At 72.0% G+C, this 16,506-nt stretch carries 16 protein-coding genes; 6 read left to right on the top strand and 10 right to left on the bottom strand.

Translation table 11 applies throughout. The features are described 5' to 3' along the window. Window positions 1-30: 30 nt before the first annotated feature. From ACIBG8_RS11555 to ACIBG8_RS11565, 3 genes are all read left to right on the top strand, one after another. On the top strand, window positions 31-2,793 hold the full coding sequence (locus ACIBG8_RS11555) for a BTAD domain-containing putative transcriptional regulator (protein WP_397342590.1): 2,763 nt from the start codon (window positions 31-33) through the stop codon (window positions 2,791-2,793). Window positions 2,794-2,891: 98 nt separating this feature from the next. Continuing rightward, window positions 2,892-4,073: a CHRD domain-containing protein gene (locus ACIBG8_RS11560; protein WP_397342591.1), complete on the top strand. Its 1,182-nt coding sequence runs from the start codon at window positions 2,892-2,894 to the stop codon at window positions 4,071-4,073. Window positions 4,074-4,143: 70 nt separating this feature from the next. Next, window positions 4,144-5,289 (top strand): ROK family transcriptional regulator, encoded by a 1,146-nt coding sequence (locus ACIBG8_RS11565; protein WP_397342592.1) that lies wholly within the window; start codon window positions 4,144-4,146, stop codon window positions 5,287-5,289. Here ACIBG8_RS11565 and ACIBG8_RS11570 read toward each other — a convergent pair. Genes ACIBG8_RS11570 through ACIBG8_RS11615 form a run of 10 tightly spaced genes read right to left on the bottom strand, consistent with a single transcriptional unit; the run spans window position 5,270 to window position 12,319 of the window. Next, on the bottom strand, window positions 5,270-6,049 hold the full coding sequence (locus ACIBG8_RS11570; protein ID WP_397342593.1) for a GntR family transcriptional regulator: 780 nt from the start codon (window positions 6,047-6,049) through the stop codon (window positions 5,270-5,272). The genes ACIBG8_RS11565 and ACIBG8_RS11570 overlap by 20 nt on opposite strands. Then, a complete protein-coding gene (fabG, locus tag ACIBG8_RS11575; protein WP_397342594.1) occupies window positions 6,049-6,801 on the bottom strand; it encodes a 3-oxoacyl-ACP reductase FabG in 753 nt (250 codons plus the stop codon). The genes ACIBG8_RS11570 and fabG overlap by 1 nt, the downstream gene beginning before the upstream one ends. Continuing rightward, on the bottom strand, window positions 6,802-7,737 hold the full coding sequence (locus ACIBG8_RS11580; protein WP_397342595.1) for a phosphotransferase enzyme family protein: 936 nt from the start codon (window positions 7,735-7,737) through the stop codon (window positions 6,802-6,804). It abuts the gene before it with no gap. Further along, the gene (locus tag ACIBG8_RS11585) at window positions 7,734-8,318 is read right to left on the bottom strand and encodes a microcompartment protein (protein WP_397342596.1); all 585 of its coding nucleotides are present in this window, start codon (window positions 8,316-8,318) and stop codon (window positions 7,734-7,736) included. Before ACIBG8_RS11585 ends, ACIBG8_RS11580 begins: the two co-directional genes overlap by 4 nt. After that, window positions 8,311-8,598 (bottom strand): BMC domain-containing protein, encoded by a 288-nt coding sequence (locus tag ACIBG8_RS11590; RefSeq protein ID WP_397342597.1) that lies wholly within the window; start codon window positions 8,596-8,598, stop codon window positions 8,311-8,313. Before ACIBG8_RS11590 ends, ACIBG8_RS11585 begins: the two co-directional genes overlap by 8 nt. A gap of 11 nt (window positions 8,599-8,609) precedes the next feature. Next, a complete protein-coding gene (locus ACIBG8_RS11595; protein WP_397342598.1) occupies window positions 8,610-8,831 on the bottom strand; it encodes a EutN/CcmL family microcompartment protein in 222 nt (73 codons plus the stop codon). Continuing rightward, complete coding sequence (locus ACIBG8_RS11600) at window positions 8,828-9,058, bottom strand: hypothetical protein (protein WP_397342599.1); 231 nt, start codon at window positions 9,056-9,058, stop codon at window positions 8,828-8,830. The genes ACIBG8_RS11595 and ACIBG8_RS11600 overlap by 4 nt, the downstream gene beginning before the upstream one ends. Continuing rightward, entirely contained in the window at window positions 9,055-9,648 is a 594-nt protein-coding gene (locus ACIBG8_RS11605) for a BMC domain-containing protein (RefSeq protein WP_397342600.1), read from the bottom strand. The genes ACIBG8_RS11600 and ACIBG8_RS11605 overlap by 4 nt, the downstream gene beginning before the upstream one ends. Then, complete coding sequence (locus ACIBG8_RS11610; protein WP_397343925.1) at window positions 9,648-11,072, bottom strand: aldehyde dehydrogenase family protein; 1,425 nt, start codon at window positions 11,070-11,072, stop codon at window positions 9,648-9,650. The genes ACIBG8_RS11605 and ACIBG8_RS11610 overlap by 1 nt, the downstream gene beginning before the upstream one ends. Then, complete coding sequence (locus ACIBG8_RS11615) at window positions 11,072-12,319, bottom strand: aspartate aminotransferase family protein (protein ID WP_397342601.1); 1,248 nt, start codon at window positions 12,317-12,319, stop codon at window positions 11,072-11,074. Before ACIBG8_RS11615 ends, ACIBG8_RS11610 begins: the two co-directional genes overlap by 1 nt. A gap of 169 nt (window positions 12,320-12,488) precedes the next feature. On the opposite strand from ACIBG8_RS11615, the gene ACIBG8_RS11620 reads away from it, so the two are divergent. The 3 genes from ACIBG8_RS11620 to ACIBG8_RS11630 are packed head-to-tail and all read left to right on the top strand — an operon-like array spanning window position 12,489 to window position 16,494. Beyond that, window positions 12,489-14,027 (top strand): APC family permease, encoded by a 1,539-nt coding sequence (locus ACIBG8_RS11620; RefSeq protein WP_397342602.1) that lies wholly within the window; start codon window positions 12,489-12,491, stop codon window positions 14,025-14,027. Next, a complete protein-coding gene (locus ACIBG8_RS11625; RefSeq protein ID WP_397342603.1) occupies window positions 14,024-16,243 on the top strand; it encodes a propanediol/glycerol family dehydratase large subunit in 2,220 nt (739 codons plus the stop codon). Before ACIBG8_RS11620 ends, ACIBG8_RS11625 begins: the two co-directional genes overlap by 4 nt. Further along, the gene (locus ACIBG8_RS11630) at window positions 16,240-16,494 is read left to right on the top strand and encodes a diol dehydratase small subunit (protein WP_397342604.1); all 255 of its coding nucleotides are present in this window, start codon (window positions 16,240-16,242) and stop codon (window positions 16,492-16,494) included. The genes ACIBG8_RS11625 and ACIBG8_RS11630 overlap by 4 nt, the downstream gene beginning before the upstream one ends. The last annotated feature ends 12 nt before the right edge of the window (window positions 16,495-16,506 follow it).

Consider the following 16,506-nt stretch of genomic DNA (forward strand, 5'->3'; position numbering starts at 1 on the left):
AGAAGGTATAGAGGCCGCATACTGCCCTGTATGGAGTTCGGGATCCTGGGGGCTCTGGAGGTGCGCCCCTCCGGCCCGCTCCCGCCGAAGGCGCGCGCGTTGCTGGCGATGCTGCTGTGCGAGCCCGGCGCGCCGGTCTCCGTCGACCGGCTGGCCGACGCGCTGTGGGACGGCTCGCCGCCGCCGTCGGCCGCATACAACGTGCGGACCTACGTGCATCAGGTCCGACGCGCGATCGGCGACGACCGGATCGTGCGGGTTCCGCCTGGTTACGCGGTCGTGGTACGGCCGGGCGAGCTGGACGTGGAGCGCTTCGAGGAGCTGGTCGCGGACGGGAAGCTCAAGGAGGCCCTGGCGTTGTGGCGCGGCCCCGCTCTCGACGGGTTCGACTTCCTGTACGGCGAGCGGCAACGCCTGGAGGAGCGGCGGCTGGCCGTACACGAGCTGCACATGGAGGCCGAGCTGGCGGCGGGCGAGCACGCCAGGGCCGTCCCCGAGCTGACCGCGCTGGTGACGGCGCACCCGCTCCGCGAGCGGTTCCGCGCCCAGCTCATGCTGGCCCTGTACCGGTCGGGCAGGCAGGCAGCCGCGCTGCAGGTCTACAGCGAGACGCGCGCCCTCCTGGTGGCCGAACTGGGCATCGAGCCCGGGACGGAGCTGCGCGAGCTGGAACGCATGATCCTGTCCGAGGAGACCGTGCCGGGCGAGCTGCCGCTCGACATCGCCGACTTCACCGGCCGCGACGCGGAGGTCGCCGGGCTGGTCGACGACCTGCGCAGGGGCGGGCTGCTGGCGATCAGCGGGCGGCCTGGCGTGGGCAAGAGCGCCCTCGCCGTCCACGTGGCGCACCGGACGGACTTTCCCGACGGGCAGCTGTTCGCCTCGCTCAAGGGCGCCCCGCCCGGCCGGGTGCTGGCCAGGTTCCTGCGTGCGCTGGGCGTGGAGGGCACGGCGATCCCCGACGGCGTGGAGGAGCGGGCCGCGCTGTTCCGCTCCCGGCTGTCGGGCCGCCGCGTGCTGGTCGTGCTGGACGACGCGGCCGACGAGGGCCAGGTCAGGCCACTGGTCCCGGGCAACGCCGGATGCGCCGTGCTGGTCACCAGCCGCAGGCGGCTGTCCGGGCTGGAAGGGGCGCGCCACGCCGAGATCGAGGTGTTCGAGCCGGAATGGGCGGTGGACCTGCTGGCCGGGATCGCGGGCGCCGCGCGGGTGCGCGCGGAGCCGGAGGCGGCCGCCGAGATCGTCCGGTTGTGCGGGCGGCTGCCGCTGGCGGTGCGCATCGCGGCGGCCAGGCTCGCCGCCCGGCCGCTGTGGTCGTTGTCGCGCTTCGCCGTCCTGCTGAGCGACGAGCGGCGCAGGCTCAGCGAGCTGGCGGTGGGCGACCTGGAGGTGCGGGCCAGCCTGGCCCTGAGCCGCGAGGGGCTGAGCAGGGACGCCAGGGCCGCGTTCCCGCTGCTCGCCCTGCTCGACCAGCCCTGGATCCCGGCCTTCGCCGCGCACGCCGTCTGCCCGCCGGGCGTCGTCGAGGAGCTGGTCGACGCGCGGCTGCTCGACGAGGTCGCCGAGGACCGCTACCACTTCCACGACCTGACCCGTCTCTACGCGGCGGAGCACGACCTCTCCCCCGGCGTACGGCGGGCCGCGCTGGAGAGGGCGCTCGGCGCCTGGCTCGAACACGCGGAACGCGCCGACGCCGGCCTGCCGTCCCACGGCATGGAGCCGGTCACGGAACGCCGCCACGTCGAGCCGGTGGAGGACGCCCTGGCCTGGTTCGACGCCGAGCGCGCCGCGCTGGTGGCGGCGATCGCGCTGGCCTGCGAGTCCGGGCTGGCCGGGCTCGCGTGGCGGCTGTGCGCGGCGTTCGCCGGTTACCTCGACTTCAGGAACCACTTCGACGACTGGGAGCAGACCCACCGGATGACGCTGGAGGCCTGCAGGGAGGCGGGCGACCCGCTGGGCGAGGCGGTCGCGCTGCGCGGGCTGGCCGGGTACCTGATCAGGGGGCCGCAGCAGGTGGAGGGCGTCCAGGTGGCCGGTCGGGCGCGCGAGATCTTCGCCGGGCTCGGGCACGCGCGCGGCGAGGCCGACGCCCTCATGCTCATCGGCCAGATGCACCGCATGCGCGCCGAGGTCGAGGAGGGCACGGCCGCCCTGCGCGAGTGCCTGGCGCTGGCCGAGCGGCACGGCTTCGGCCCGGCCGAGGTGGCCGCGCTGTGGGAGCTCGGCCTGATCAGCGTCTACCGGGAACGCACCGGCGAGGCGGTCGAGCTGTTCCTGCGCATGCGGGACCTGGCGGCAGGGGCCGGGATGATCAGGCAGCGCGCGATCGCCCTGCGCGGGCTCGGCCTGGCCTGCACCGCGTCGGGCGACCTCGACGAGGCGGAACGCCACCTGCTGGCGGGCAAGGAGCTGCTGCGCGGCACCGGCGACACCCTCAACGAGGCGCACCTGGACATCACGCTCGGCGCCGTCTACATCGCCCAGGGCGACCCGCGCGCCCGCGGGCTCCTGGAGGAGGTGCTCGAGGTGATCAGGGCGACCAACCACAACCAGTGGTGCGCCGCCGAGGCGGTGGCCGAGCTGGGCGTCCTGGCGCTGGCCGAGGGCGACGCGCAGGGCGCGGTGGAACGGCTGCGCGAGGCGCTCGCCCTCTACCGGACGACCCGCATGCCGTACTACGAGGCCAAGACGCTGTCGGCGCTCGCCGACGCCTGCGCCGCCGCGGGCGACCACGAGGCGGCCGACCTGGCCAGGAGGCAGGCCAAGGAGCTGGCAGGACCGCTGTTCCGGTAAAGCGGGCGGGCACCGGACCTGTAGTGCAAGTCGGTGCCGCGGCGAGGGTGGGAGCACTGGGGCCGTGCCGTACCACGGCCGGAAAAGGGGTTCTCATCATGCTTTCTCGTGCCTTCGCCGTCCTCGCAGCCGGGCTGCTCGGACTGGCGTTAGTCCCTCCCGCGCAGGCGAGCGCCGACGGCGAGGTCTTCCTCGTCGCCGGCCTCCGCGGCGCCAACGAGGTGGGTACGGCAGGCGACCCGGACGGCAGCGCGACCGTCGCGCTCAGGGTCGCCGGCGACCAGGTGTCGTTCGCCATCCGCTGGGACAAGCTGGACGCGCCGAAGCTGGCCGACATCCATCTCGGCGCCAAGGGCGTCAACGGGGAGGTCAAGCTCGACCTGGTCGACGGGCAGCTCCCGGCGAACGCGCTCGGCGTGTCCGGCACCGCGACCGCCGACCCGGCGGTGCTGTCGGCGCTGGCGGCCGATCCCACCGGCTTCTACGCCGACCTGCACAACTCCGCGTTTCCCAGCGGGGCGGCGCGCGGGCAGTTCCACCAGGTGAGCAGGAAGGTGGACCTGCGCGGCGTGCTGCAGGGCGCCGACCAGGCGACCTTCTCTGCCGAGGCGACCGGGACGCGGAGCGCGACCTGGTGGTTGCGCCCGTCGAGCTCGGCGCTCGACTACACGATCACCTGGCAGGGCGTCCAGGCGCCCACCGCCGGCACGGTCAGCGACGGGGCCTACTCCAGGACCGAGCTGTTCACCACCAAGACCGGGCTGCCGGCCAACCTGACCGGCATCTCCGGCAAGGCGCGGCCGGTGCGGCAGCTCGACGGGCAGCGGGCGAGCCTGGAGGCTCCGGGCGGCGCCGTCCAGGCCACGGTGTCGGGCGCGCCGTTCACCCACCCGCGCTCGTTCAGCGCCGAGGTGCTGCTCGGATCGCAGATCTACATCTGCGCAAACAACGCCTTCGGCCAGTTCGGCGTGACCGCGAAGCTGAAGTTCGGCATCGACCACAGCTTCGTCCAGCCGGTGACGGGCCCGCCGCAGTGGGTGGCGGCCGACCACAGCTCGGTGCAGGTGTCCTCGGTCTTCGGCCGGTTCCCCAACGGCACGGGCAACATCCCCGAGCTGGTGCTGGAGGTGAGCCAGTCGGGGGCGGCGACCGGGCTGCTGTCGCAGGCCACGCAGGTGCTGCGGCTCAACACCCAGCGCGGCGTCGCGCCCGCCGGTCCCTGCACCGACGGTGACCGCGCCTCGTCGCCGTACAAGGCCGACTACCTGTTCCTCGGCTGATCGATGGCATGGAGTCCCTCACTTCGGTTAGGGTCCGTGATAAGTCGGACAATGATCGGTGAAGGGCTCCATGCCAACCCCCAGGACCGCAGATCCCGCCCTGATGCGCCGCCTCAACGAGGTGGCGACGTTGCGTGCCATGCACGGCCAGGGCGCGCTGACCATCAGCCGCGTGCTCGAACTGACCGGGCTGTCCCGCTCGACCGGCGAGGCCGTGCTCGACGGGCTGACGGCCGACGGCTGGGTGCTGGAGGTGCCGCCCGAGCACGCGGGGCGGATGGGACGGCCGGCGCGGACGTTCCGCTTCCTCGCCGAGGCCGGCCGGGTCATGGCGGTCGACATCGGGGCGCACCAGGTCGCGGTGGAGATCGCCGACCTGGACGGTCAGGTGGTGGCGCGGCACCGGGAACGTGCCAGCCGTACCGACTCGCGGGCCTCCAGGCTCGCGGCCACCCGCACCGCCGTCAGCGCGGCCTCGGCTCAGGCCGGGGCCGGGTTGCTGGCGATGGCGGTCGGCACGCCCGGTCTGGTGCGGGACGACGGGGTCGTGTCGCTCTGCCGGGTCCTGCCCGAGTGGAGCGACCTCGACCTGGCCGCCGAGCTGCGCGACCTGGTCGGCTGCCCGGTCGTGGTGGAGAACGACATCAACCTGTCCGTCATGGCGGAACGCTGGCGCGGCGCGGCCGTCGGGGTGGACGACCTGGTCTGGGTCAGCGTGGGCCGCAGCACCTCGGCGGCCATCGTGATCGACGGCCGCCTCTACCGGGGCTACAACGGCGCGGCCGGGGAGTTCGGGTGGATCGGGGAGCTGGGCTGGGAGCGGGTACGCGACCACCCGCTGAGTTTCGCCGGGGTCACCGGGACCACGCACGGGGACGAGGCGGCCAGGATCATCCAGGCAGCCAGGGCCGGGGACGCGGCGGCGCTGGGCGAGGTCGACCGGTTCGCCGCGCTGATCGCGCCGGGTCTGGCGGCGATCACGCTGGCCTACGACCCGCGCAGGCTGCTCGTGGGCGGGGCGGTGGCGGCTGCCGAGGACCTGTTCGTCCCGGCGCTGACCCGGTTCCTGGAGCCGCGCTGCCTGAACCTGCCCGAGGTCCGCGCGTCGGGGCTCGGCGAGGAGGCCACGGTGACCGGCGCTCTGCGCATCGCGCTGGACACGGCTGAGGCGCGGTTGTTCTCGCTGGAGGAACGGATCACACCCCGTTCTCCGTGACGGGCAGGGTGATGAGACGGCCGTTGGCCCGCGCGGACTCTGCCGTGCCCACGGCGCCGGGGATGCGGACCAGCACTCTCGTGCGATCGGCGCGGAACAGGTCGCGGGAGTACTCGAAGGGGCGGCCGGACGTGTCGAAGGCCGTGCGGGTGATCGCCAGCGCCGGGGTTCCGGAGGGCAGGTCGAGCACCGCGCTCTCCTCTGGCGCGCACACCACCGCCTCGATGCGCTCGATCGCCTCAGCCGGGCGCACGCCGTACCTGACCTCCAGCAGCTCGTAGAGCGAGCCGCCGAGGGGAAGCTCCAGCAGTCCGGGGAACAACGCAGCTGGCAGGCGGGCGCGCTCCAGCGACAGCGGCACGCCGTCGGCCAGCCGGATGCGGACGATCTCGGCCACCAGCGCCCCGGTGTCCAGCCCCAGCGCGGCGGCCGTCAGCTCGCCGGCCGGGGTCAGCGCAGCGCTCACCACGCGCGACCCTGCCGTGAAGCCCTGGTCGCGCAGCAGCGCGGGCACCCCGACGACCGTGGACAGGTCCCGTTCGACCATGGGGTGGCTGACGAACGTCCCGCCGCCCCTGCCCGGCACCCGCCGTACGGCTCCCGCCTCCTCCAGCGACGCCAGCGCCTGGCGCAACGTCGTCCGGCTCACGCGCAGCCGTACGGCCAGCTCCCGCTCGCCCCCGAGCCGCGCCCCCGGCTGCAGCGCGCCGGAGGCGATCATGGCGAGGAGCTCGCGCCTGGCCTGCGAGACGTCGCCCACTACATCTGGCCCAGCGCGTCCTGCGACTCCGGCAGCACCTGGCCGCCGTCGACGACGAGGGAGTGCCCGGTGATGTAGCCCGCCTCCTCGGCGGCCAGGAACAGGCAGGCGTGCCCGATGTCCTCGACGGTGCCCAGGCGGCGCAGCGGGATGGCGGCCTCCATGCCGCGCAGGTAGTCCTCGCCCAGGTCGGCCAGGCCCTCGGTGAGGATGTTGCCCGGCAGGACGGCGTTGACGGTGATGCCGCGCGGCGCGAGCTCCATGGCCGCCGTCCGCATGAAGCCGAGCTGGCCCGCCTTGCTGGCGCCGTAGTGGGTCCAGCCGGGGAAGCCGGTGACGGGCCCGGTGATCGACGAGGTGAGGATGACGCGGCCCCTGCCGGAGGCGGTGAGGGCGGGCAGGCAGGCCTTGACCGCCAGCATCGTGCCCTTGAGGTTGGTGCCGAGCACCTCGTCGATGTCGGCCGCGGTCATGTCCTCCAGCCGCTTGTCGGGGAAGATCCCGGCGTTGGCGCACAACACGTCGATGCCGCCGTGCAGCGAGACCGCCAGGTCGGCGATCCGCTCGCAGGACTCCGCGTCGGCGACGTCCCCCGCGGCGAACGCCACGCCTGGAGGCAGGCCGTCGACCGGGTGCCGCCCGGTGACCAGCACGCGGGCGCCCTCGCGGGCGAAGACCGCCGCGATGCCCCTTCCGATCCCCTTGGTGCCCCCGGTGACCACGACCGAGCGCCCGGCCAGCGACGTGAACATCTACAGCCCTCCCAGATAGCGCTCGGCCAGCTCGCAGCTGCCCTGGGTGTATCCGGCGCCGAGCTCCCTGGCGACGTCGACAGTGGAGTGGGAGCCGATCCAGGCCACCAGGAGCAGCCGGCGGAACATCACGAACGTCCAGATCTCCCGCTCGTCCTCGGCGGGCAGGTCGCACACGGTCCTGTAGCCGCGCGTCCACGCCTCGATCATGGCGGGGACCTGCGGGTAATGCTCGATGAAGCTGAGTGCGGCGCCGAGGTCGTAGAGGTACCAGCCGAAGCCGCAGTCGTCGAAGTCGATCACGCTGGTGCGCCGGCCGTCGGTCAGCAGGTTGGCCAGGCGCAGGTCGGCGTGGATCAGCCCGAACCGCTCGCGGTCCGTGCCGTAGCGGGACAGGCGGGTGTGCAGCGTCTTGTCCAGGCGGCCGAGGATCTCGCGTTCGGCGTGGCCGACGCCAGGACCGTCCTGCCAGCGGCCCCAGCGCGCCTCGGCGCCGAAGGCGGCGTCGTAGTCCCAGGTGAAGCGGGTGAAGCCGGGCGGGCGGCGCCACGCGCGGGCGTGCAGGTGCATGCGCGCGGTGATCGCGCCGAGCTCCTCGAAGTCCTCGACCAGGCGGTGCTCCGGCGGTTCCGTGCCCGGCAGGTACTCGAACATGACGCAGTTGCGCGGCCCCTCGACCACGAGCGAGCCGTCGGTCGCCGGGACCACCCGCGGGGTGCTGATGCCCGCCTCCTCGCGCAGCGCCGTCAGCCACGCCAGCTCCGACCTGATCGACTCGACCGCGTGGTAGCCGGGGCGGTGCACCCGCAGGATCGTCGCGGCGCCGCCGTCCTCGACCAGGTAGGTGGTGTTCTCGGAGACGTTGATCAGCGTGGCCGTGGCCCGGGGCGACAGGGCGTAACGCGGTAGCGCGAGCCGTACCGCCTGATCGTTCATAGAGCCTCCCGCGCCTTGAGTATGTCGCCGGTGGTGCCGCTCAGGTAGAGGCGGCCCGCCGCGCCGATCATCTGCACGTCCACGATTGTGATGGACGGCGCGGCCTTCTCCGCCTCGTTGGCCGCCTGGGCGGCGAACAACGCCGGGGTCATCTCGTGCACGAGCAGCGTCTGGCCGGGCAGGACCATCGACGCCTGCCGGTTCCTGTTGACGATCACGGCGTGCTGGTCGGTGAGGTCCTCGATGACGTCCTGGTACAGCACCTGCGGGGACAGCCCTCCAGGACCCAGCGCGTCGAGGATCGCGCGTCCTGCCCGCCGTACCTCCTCCAGGTCGGACGAGTGCACCTCCAGCACGCCGAACTGCCGCTCGACGAACAGCAGCCCGGGCTCCACCCCGGGAACGGACCTGAGCGCCAGGTCGGTGACGCGCTCGATGGCCAGGCCGGGCGCGACCTCGACGAAGAGGGCGTGCTGGCCCTGCGCCGGAGGGTAGCCGCGGGCCCTGACGGGGGTCGCGAGGTAGGCGGCGAACTGCGGCTGCAGGTCCTCGACGAGCAGGTGGACCCGCAGTTCAGTCATGCTCTGCCGCGACGGGGAAGGCGCGGGTCAGGTCGGCGTGCGGGCGCGGGATGACGTGCACGGACACCAGCTCGCCCACGGCTGAGGCCGTCTCGGCGCCCGCCTCGGTGGCCGCCTTGACCGCGCCGACGTCGCCGATCACGGTGACGGCGACGAGTCCTGCGCCGACCTGCTCGCGCCCGACGATGGTGACGTTGGCCGCCTTGACCATGGCGTCGGCGGCGGCCAGCGCGGCCACGTAGCCCTTGGTCTCGATGAGGCCGATCGCGTTGTTCGCCATTGGAGTCCCCTTCAGTCGATGGAGCCGATGATCAGTGCGTCGATGCCCTGGAAGTAGGACGACGCGACGGAGCCCTGGACGATGAGCACCTGCTCGCCGGGGCCGCTGCCGAGCACGTCGTAGGCGACCAGCCGGGCGCCGCTGTCCGTCTCGACCTCCAGGAAGGCGCCCGACGGGACGCCGACGAGCCGCTTGGTGGCCCACACGCTGCCGACCACGGTCGCGCGGATCATGGCTTGGCCTCCCTCTCCACGGTGATTCCCGTGGCCCGGATCCGGTCCCTGGCCAGCGGGGTGAGTACGGCTCCCGCCCCCAGGACGAGCGTCGCGCCCGCGCTCGCCGCGGCAGCCACGTGCCGCTCGGTGACCGCGCCCCGCTCGACGCGGTGCACGGGCTTCTCCTCGGCCAGCACCTCGTGCAGCACCTCGCGGATCAGGGCGCGCAGCTCCTCGGTGTTCACGACAGCGCCTCCAAGGCGGCCTCCGCCGCCTGCCGTACGTCGGACTCTCCTCCGGAGAGGTAGACCCGGCCGGTGGCGCCCGTCATGCGGTAGTCGACGACCTTGATCTCGGCCCGCTTCTCGGCCTCGTTGACCGCGAGGACGGCGTAGGAGGCGGGCCTGCACTCCAGCACGAACAGCGACTCTCCCGGCAGGGCCATGGAGCCGAGCTTGTTGCGGTTGATGAGGAAGGCGTGCTGGCCGTCGAGCCGCGGCACCACCTTCGCGGCCAGCACCTCGGGGCGTTCCGCGCTGGCCGGTGTGGTGTCCAGGGCGTCGAGTACGGCTTCCGCCGCGGCGCGGACCTGGGCGGTCTGGCCGTGGAACTCCAGGTAGCCGTACTGGCGCTCGACCAGCAGGATTCCGGCGCGGACGTCGGCGTGCTTGAGGGCGATGTCGGTGAGGGGCTCGACGTCGAGGCCCGGTGCGACCTCGACGATCTGGGCGGCGACGCCGAGGCGCGGGGGTGTGCCGCGCACCCAGGTGCCGAGGTGGCAGAGGGTCTGCGGCTGGAGGCGGTCGATGAAGATGAACGAACGCAGCTCGGCCATCAGCGGCCTCGCAGGGCTTGCAGCTCTTCGAGGATCAGCCGCCGTATTTCTTCCCGCAGCGCCGTGTCCCGCGCGGGGGCTCGCAGGCTGTTGGAGGCTTGGGGGTACGGCGGGGTCGCTCCCTGCACGGCCGCCCAGGGGTCCTCTCCCGAAAAGTCGGGAAAGGGGGCGTCGGCCGGGTAGGCGACGCGGGTCCAGTTGACCAGGTGGCCCGGGGTGAGGTTCTCGCCCACGGACGAGCCGCCCATGTACCCGGTGCCGATGGTCATCGACGCGGCCAGCCCGGTCGTGATGCCCGCGCTGCCCAGGCTGCTGCCCGTGTTCACCACGACCCTCAGCGCGGGTACGGCGGCGCCGTACTCCAGGACGGCCGCTGGGTCGGTGCTGTGGATCGCCGCCGAGTGCCCCGCGCCCGAGATCCGCAGCACCGCCCGCGCCGCCCGGATCCCGGCCGCCAGGGACGGCACCCGCACCAGCCCGAGCACCGGCATGAGCTTCTCCCGCGCCAGCGGCTCCTCGGGCACCACCAGGTCGAACGGCGCGAGCAGCACCCGCGTGCCCGGCGGCACCCGCAGCCCGGCCCGCTCCGCGATCGAGGCGGCGCTCTGCCCGATGTTGCCCCGCTCCCCCACCGCGACCCGCAGCCCGTCGGGGTCCACGAGGTGTGCGCCGTGCCGGGCGAGCGCGGCGACCAGGCGGTCGTGCACCGCGTCCTCGACGATCAGCACGGACTCGTTGGTGCACAGGATGGAGTGGTCGAAGCTCTTGCTGTCCGCGATCTCCCGCGCCGCTTCCTCCACCGACGCCGTACGGTCCACCAGCACGGGCACGTTCCCCGGCCCGACCCCGAGCGCGGGCGTGCCGGACCGGTAGGAGGCCCGGACCACGTCAGGCCCGCCGGTCGCCAGGACCAGATCCACGTCACCCATCAGCGACTCGATCAGCGGGATCGTCGGCTCGGTCACCACCTGCACCACCCCGTCCGGAGCCCCGGCGGCCACCGCAGCCTCGCCGAGCAGCCGCGCGGCGTCGGCGCAGCACTCCCTGGCCAGCGGGTGCGGGCTGACCACGATCGCGTTGCGGGTCATCAGCGCGAGCAGGACCTTGAAGTAGACCGTGGCGACCGGGTTCGTGGACGGCGTGAGCGCCAGCACCACCCCGGCGGGCCGGGGCACAGAAACGATCTTTCCTGAGGCGTCGACGCGGGGAGAGACGTGGTCCGACGGCGGCAGCCCGGTCGAGCAGGCCAGGTTCTTGACGACCTTGTGCTCGGCGACGCCGAGCCCGGTCTCCCTGACCGCCCATTCCGCATATTTCGCGGCATGGTCGGCGGCGGTCCTGGCGACCGCGGCCACGATCCGGTCCACGGCGTCCTTCGAGTACGTGGCGTAGGCGCGGGCGGCCCAGCGGGCGTGGTCGAGCATCACGGCCGCGCCAGGGCGACCGCGTGCGCGGTGCGGTCCAGGATCTCCTCCACCAGCCCGGGATCGAGGAGGAGGCCCGGCTTGTACTGCAGCACCTTCGGGTCCAGCGTCGAGAAGATCGCCCAGATCCCGTGCTCGTAGAGGCTGCGCATCACCAGCTTGGCCCCCTCGGGATGGTCGAACTCGAGCCCGATGACCAGGCCGTTCTGCCGGATCCCGGTGAACCATCCGGCGTTGTCCGCCATGATGCGGGCCAGCCCGCGCCCGATCTCGGCGCTGATGTAGTGCACCATCGACCGTGTCGAGGGCCGGTTGCAGATCTCCAGCGTCGTCATCGCGGCCACGCAGCCCAGTTCGGCGCCGCCGAACGACGCCATGTGGGCGAAGCCGTCCTCGGTCAGCCATCCGGCGCAGCGCTCGCTGACCAGCACGGCCGCGATGGGGTAGACGCCGCCGGACAGGCCCTTGCCGGTGACCAGGATGTCCGGGGCGATGCCGTGCTTGGTGATCCCCCACAACTCGCCGGTACGCATCAGCCCGGTCTGCACCTCGTCGGCGATGTACAGCGTGCCGTACCGCTCGCACAGCTTCTTGACGCCCTCCAGGTAACCCGGGTCGGGCAGCGGGAAACCGTACGTCGCCGGGATCGTCTCCATGATCACGCACGCGACGTCGCCGGGCGCGAGCGCCTCGGCCATCGCCTCCAGCGAGTTGAACGGCACGTGGGTGAACTCGGAGGGCCGGTCGGACAGAAAGAGCCGCGAGAAGCGGTCGTCGCCGGTGCCGACGGCCAGGCCCGTGTGCCCGTGGTAGGCCTTGATCACCGAGACGATCCTGCGCCTGCCCGTGGTGTGGCGGGCGGTCTTGAGCGCGATGTCGATGGCCTCGCCGCCGCCGCTGGCGTAGATCACCTTGCTGAGGCCCGGCGGTGCGGTCCTGATGAGCCGTTCGGCGAGCGCCGTGCGGGCCAGGGAGGGGAAATGGTGGTTGCCGATGTCGAAACGGTCCATAGCGTGCCGTACGGCGGAGACCACCTCGGGGTTGCGGTGGCCGAGGTTGTAGGTGCCGCCGTTGAGGTGCACGTCGATGAGGCGCTTGCCGGTGACGTCGTAGAGGAAGTACCCCTCCCGCCGGTCGATGACCAGGGGAATGCCGGAGTCCTCCCAGAACTGGGTCTTACCCGGGTTCCAGTATTCCTTGGACTTGGCCAGCATGTCGGCCTTGGACTCAAATGCGAAGTCGAGCATGGAAACGCCCTAACGGTTCGCGATGAGGTCTACGTCCGAGATGTATACGGTCCAACCAAAGCCGTCAAGAGATCGTAACAAAGCGTAAGAAACAGGCCATTGAACTTGACTACCAATAAATGTCAGCATTCGCGTGACGACCTCGGGGGCCTGCCACAAAGGAGGACCCGTGAGCACAACCGAGGAGAAGGTCCACAGGCTCAAGCCGGGAGCCGTGGGATTGTTCGCCGTCCTGTTCATGGCCGTGGCCAACGCGGCCCCGATCACCGCGATGACCGGCAACGTCCCCATCGCCGTCGGCTACGGCGACGGGATCGGCGTGGCCATGGCGTTCGGCTTCGCCACCGTCGTACTGAGCATCTTCGCGGTCGGCTACACCGCGATGGCCAGGCACATCACCGCCACAGGCACGTTCTACGGCTTCATCTCGCACGGGCTGGGCCAGCTCTGGGGCATGATCTCCGGGCTGATGGCGACCGTCGCCTACATCGTCTTCGAGGCCTCGCTCATCGGCATCTTCGCCTCCTTCGCCAAGAACGCGGTCGAGGGGTTCGGCGGGCCTGCTCTGAGCTGGATCTGGTACGCGGTGGCCGCGATCGTGATCATCAGCGTCCTCGGCTACCGCAACATCGCCCTGTCGGGCAAGCTGCTCGGCGTCTTCCTCATCTCCGAGATCACCATCCTGACCCTGCTGGGCCTGTCGATCCTGCTCCAGGGCGGCGGCCCGGACGGCCTGCTGCCCGAGGCGCTCAACCCGGCGACCGCCTTCCAGTCCGTGGCCGACGACGCGGCAGCGGGGATCGCGGGCAGCGCCGCGATCGGGCTGTTCTTCGCGTTCTGGTCGTGGGTCGGCTTCGAGACCACGGCGGTGTACGGCGAGGAGTCGCGCAACCCGCGCAAGATCGTCCCCAAGGCCACCATGATCGCGGTCATCGGCCTGGGCGTCTTCTACACGATCATCTCCTGGCTCTGCGTGGCGGCCAACGGCAAGGCGCAGGCGATCGCCGTCGCCCGTGGCAGCACCGGCAACGCCTTCGACCTGTGGTACGGCATCACCGAGTCCTTCCTCGGCGGCTGGGCCAAGAGCCTCTACCTGATCCTCGCGGTGGCCGGGTCGTTCGCGTGCGCGCTGGCCTTCCACAACGCCGCCTCCCGCTACATCTACGCGATGGGCCGCGAGGGGTCGGCAGGGCTCAAGCGGTCCTTCGGCGCGACCCACGCCTCGCACGGCTCGCCGCACGTCGCCTCGATCGTCCAGTCGGTGATCACGCTGCTCATCACCGTGGGCTTCTTCGCGCTGCAGCAGCCGACCAAGCTCGCCCCCGACGTCGCCTACTTCTTCCTGTACGGGCTGATGGCGCTGCTGGGGACCGCGATGTTGCTGATCGTGCAGACGATCTGCTCGATCGCGGTGATCTTCTACTTCCACGTCAGGGGCCACCATCCGGAGACGAAGCACTGGTGGCGCACGCTGGTCTCGCCGATCATCGGCGCGCTCGGCATGGGGTACGTGGTGTTCCTGCTGTTCAGCAACATCGAGTTCGCCGCCGGTGCGGCGGCGAGCAGCCCGGTGTTCACCGCGATCCCCTACCTGATCGTGGGGATCTTCCTGATCGGGCTGGTCATCGGGCTGGTCCTGCGATGGCGCAGCCCTGAGCGGTACGCCCTGATCGGACGCACGATCCTGGAGGAGGCGCACGAACGATGAGGCCCATCGGCCGGGTGCGGTTCATGGACGCCCAGCGGGTCAACCTCGACGGCTTCGCCGTACCCGATCCCGCGCTCGGCCTGGTGGCCTTCCGCTCGCCGTACGACCCTGAACCCTCGCTGACCGTGGTCGACGGGCGTGTCGCCGAGATGGACGGGGTGCCTGCCGAGCGGTTCGACTCCATCGACCGGTTCATCGCGGCGCACGGGCTCGATCTCGCGGTGGCCGGGGAGGCGATGGCGCTGTCCGACGTGGACCTGGCGCGGCTGATGGTGGATCCGTCCGTTCCCCGCCAGGAGGTGGTACGGCTGAGCGCCGGGCTGACTCCGGCGAAGATGGCCAGGGTCATCGCGCTGCTGCGCCCGGCGGAGCTGACGATGGCGATGACGAAGCTGCGGGTGCGGCGCACCCCGGCCAACCAGGCGCACGTGACCAACCGGCTCGACGACCCGCTGCTGCTGGCGGCCGACGCGGCGACGGCCGCCGCGTTCGGGTTCCGCGAGCTGGAAACGACCGTGCCGGTGCTGGCCGACGCGTGGTCGAACGCGGTCGCGGTCAGCATCGGGTCGGCGAGCGGCGCCGCCGGGGTGCTGGTGCAGTGCTCGGTGGAGGAGGCGATGGAGCTGGAGCTGGGCATGCGCGGCTTCGTCTCCTACGCCGAGACGATCTCGCTGTACGGGACCTCGCAGGCGTTCACCGACGGGGACGACACGCCGTGGTCGAAGGCGTTCCTGACCTCCGCCTACGCCTCGCGGGGGATCAAGATGCGGGTCACCAGCGGGGCGGGGGCCGAGGTGCTCATGGGTGAGCCCGAGCGGCGTTCGATGCTCTACCTGGAGTCGCGGTGCGTGTCGCTGGCCAAGGCGATGGGGGCGCAGGGGGTGCAGAACGGCGGCATCGACGGCGCGAGCGTGGCCGGGGCGGTGCCCGGTGGGGTGCGCGAGCTGATGGCGGAGAACGTCATGGTGATGGCGCGGGGGCTGGAGTCCTGCTCGGGGAACGACGCGTTGATGTCGGAGTCCGACGTGCGGCGGACGTCGCGGACGTTGCCGATCCTGCTGGCCGGGTCCGACTACGTGTGTTCCGGGTTCGGGTCGATCCAGCGGTACGACAACATGTTCGGGCCGTCGCAGTGGAACGCCGAGGACGTCGACGACTTCCTGGTGATGCAGCGGGACTGGGGGGTGGACGCGGGGCTGCGTACTGCTTCGGGGTTGGAGCAGTTGCGTAGGCGGGCGGCACGGGCCGTGCAGAGCGTGTATGGATATTTCGGGCTTTATGCGTTTACAGACGCCGAGGTGGAGGCGGCTGTTGACGCGGCCGGGTCGAAGGATCTTCCTTCGTCGGACGGGTCGGCGGCGGTCGAGGCCGCCGGCAAGATCCGGGCGATGGGGCTGACCATGGACGACGTGGTCAGGGGGCTGCTGGAGACCGGCTTCGGGATGGAGGCCGGGCGGCTGCGGGCGATGCTGGAGGCGCGGCTGGTCGGCGACCACCTGCAGCCTGCGGCGATCTTCGACGAGGAGATGCGGGTGCTGTCGGCGGTGACTGACCCCAACGACTACGCGGGTCCCGGGACCGGCTACGAGCCCACCCCGGCCAGGCAGGCGGAGATCGACGCGATCCGGCAGGCCCGGTCGGTCGAGGACTTCCGCACCGCCCAACTCGCCCGCCGCCCGGCCACTCCCCTGCGCGTCGTCGGTCCTGCGGGGCCGGGCACGGATCCGCGTGACGTGGTCATCGGGGTCTCCCCCGCCACGGGGCGCGACATCTGGCTCACCATGTCCGGGCAACTCGTGCTCGACGTGCTCGACGAGCTCCTCGCCGGGCTGGCCGACGAGGGCTGCACCGGACGGATCGTGCGGTTCAACGACACGCTCGACCTCGGCCAGATCGGCCTGGCCGCAGCGCGGCTGTCCGGGTCGGGGATCGGGATCGGGCTGCAGGGCAAGGGCACCGCGCTCATCCACCGCCGCGACCTCGCGCCCCTCGCCAACCTGGAGCTCTACTCCGTGGCCCCCGCCCTCGCCCCAGCCGACTACCGCCTGCTCGGCGCCAACGCCGCACGCCACGCCCGCGGCCTGACGCCCGCCCCGGCCCGTAATCCGTACACCGACGAGGCCATCGAGGCCCGCTACCACACCCAGGTCGTCGCGCTGGTCGCCATCGAGCGCGGCCACTGCACGGGCGCGGGGCCGGAGGAACTGAGCCGATGACCAGGATCAGCCCCGAGACGCTGCGCTACCAGGCCGACGTCGCGGACGAGCACGGCAACCCGCAGCTCGCCGACAACTTCCGCCGGGCCGCCGAGCTGGCGACGCTGTCCGACGACGACGTGCTGCGCGTCTACGAGGCGCTGCGTCCGGGAAGGTCGAAGCCCGACGAGCTCGCCGCGCTCGCCGACTGGCTGGAGGCGCGCGGCTGCCCGCGCACCGCCGCCCTCGTTCGAGAGGCTACATATTCTTGACGCTACGCAATT

The organism is Nonomuraea sp. NPDC050556, from assembly GCF_044457355.1.
GTDB lineage: Bacteria > Actinomycetota > Actinomycetes > Streptosporangiales > Streptosporangiaceae > Nonomuraea.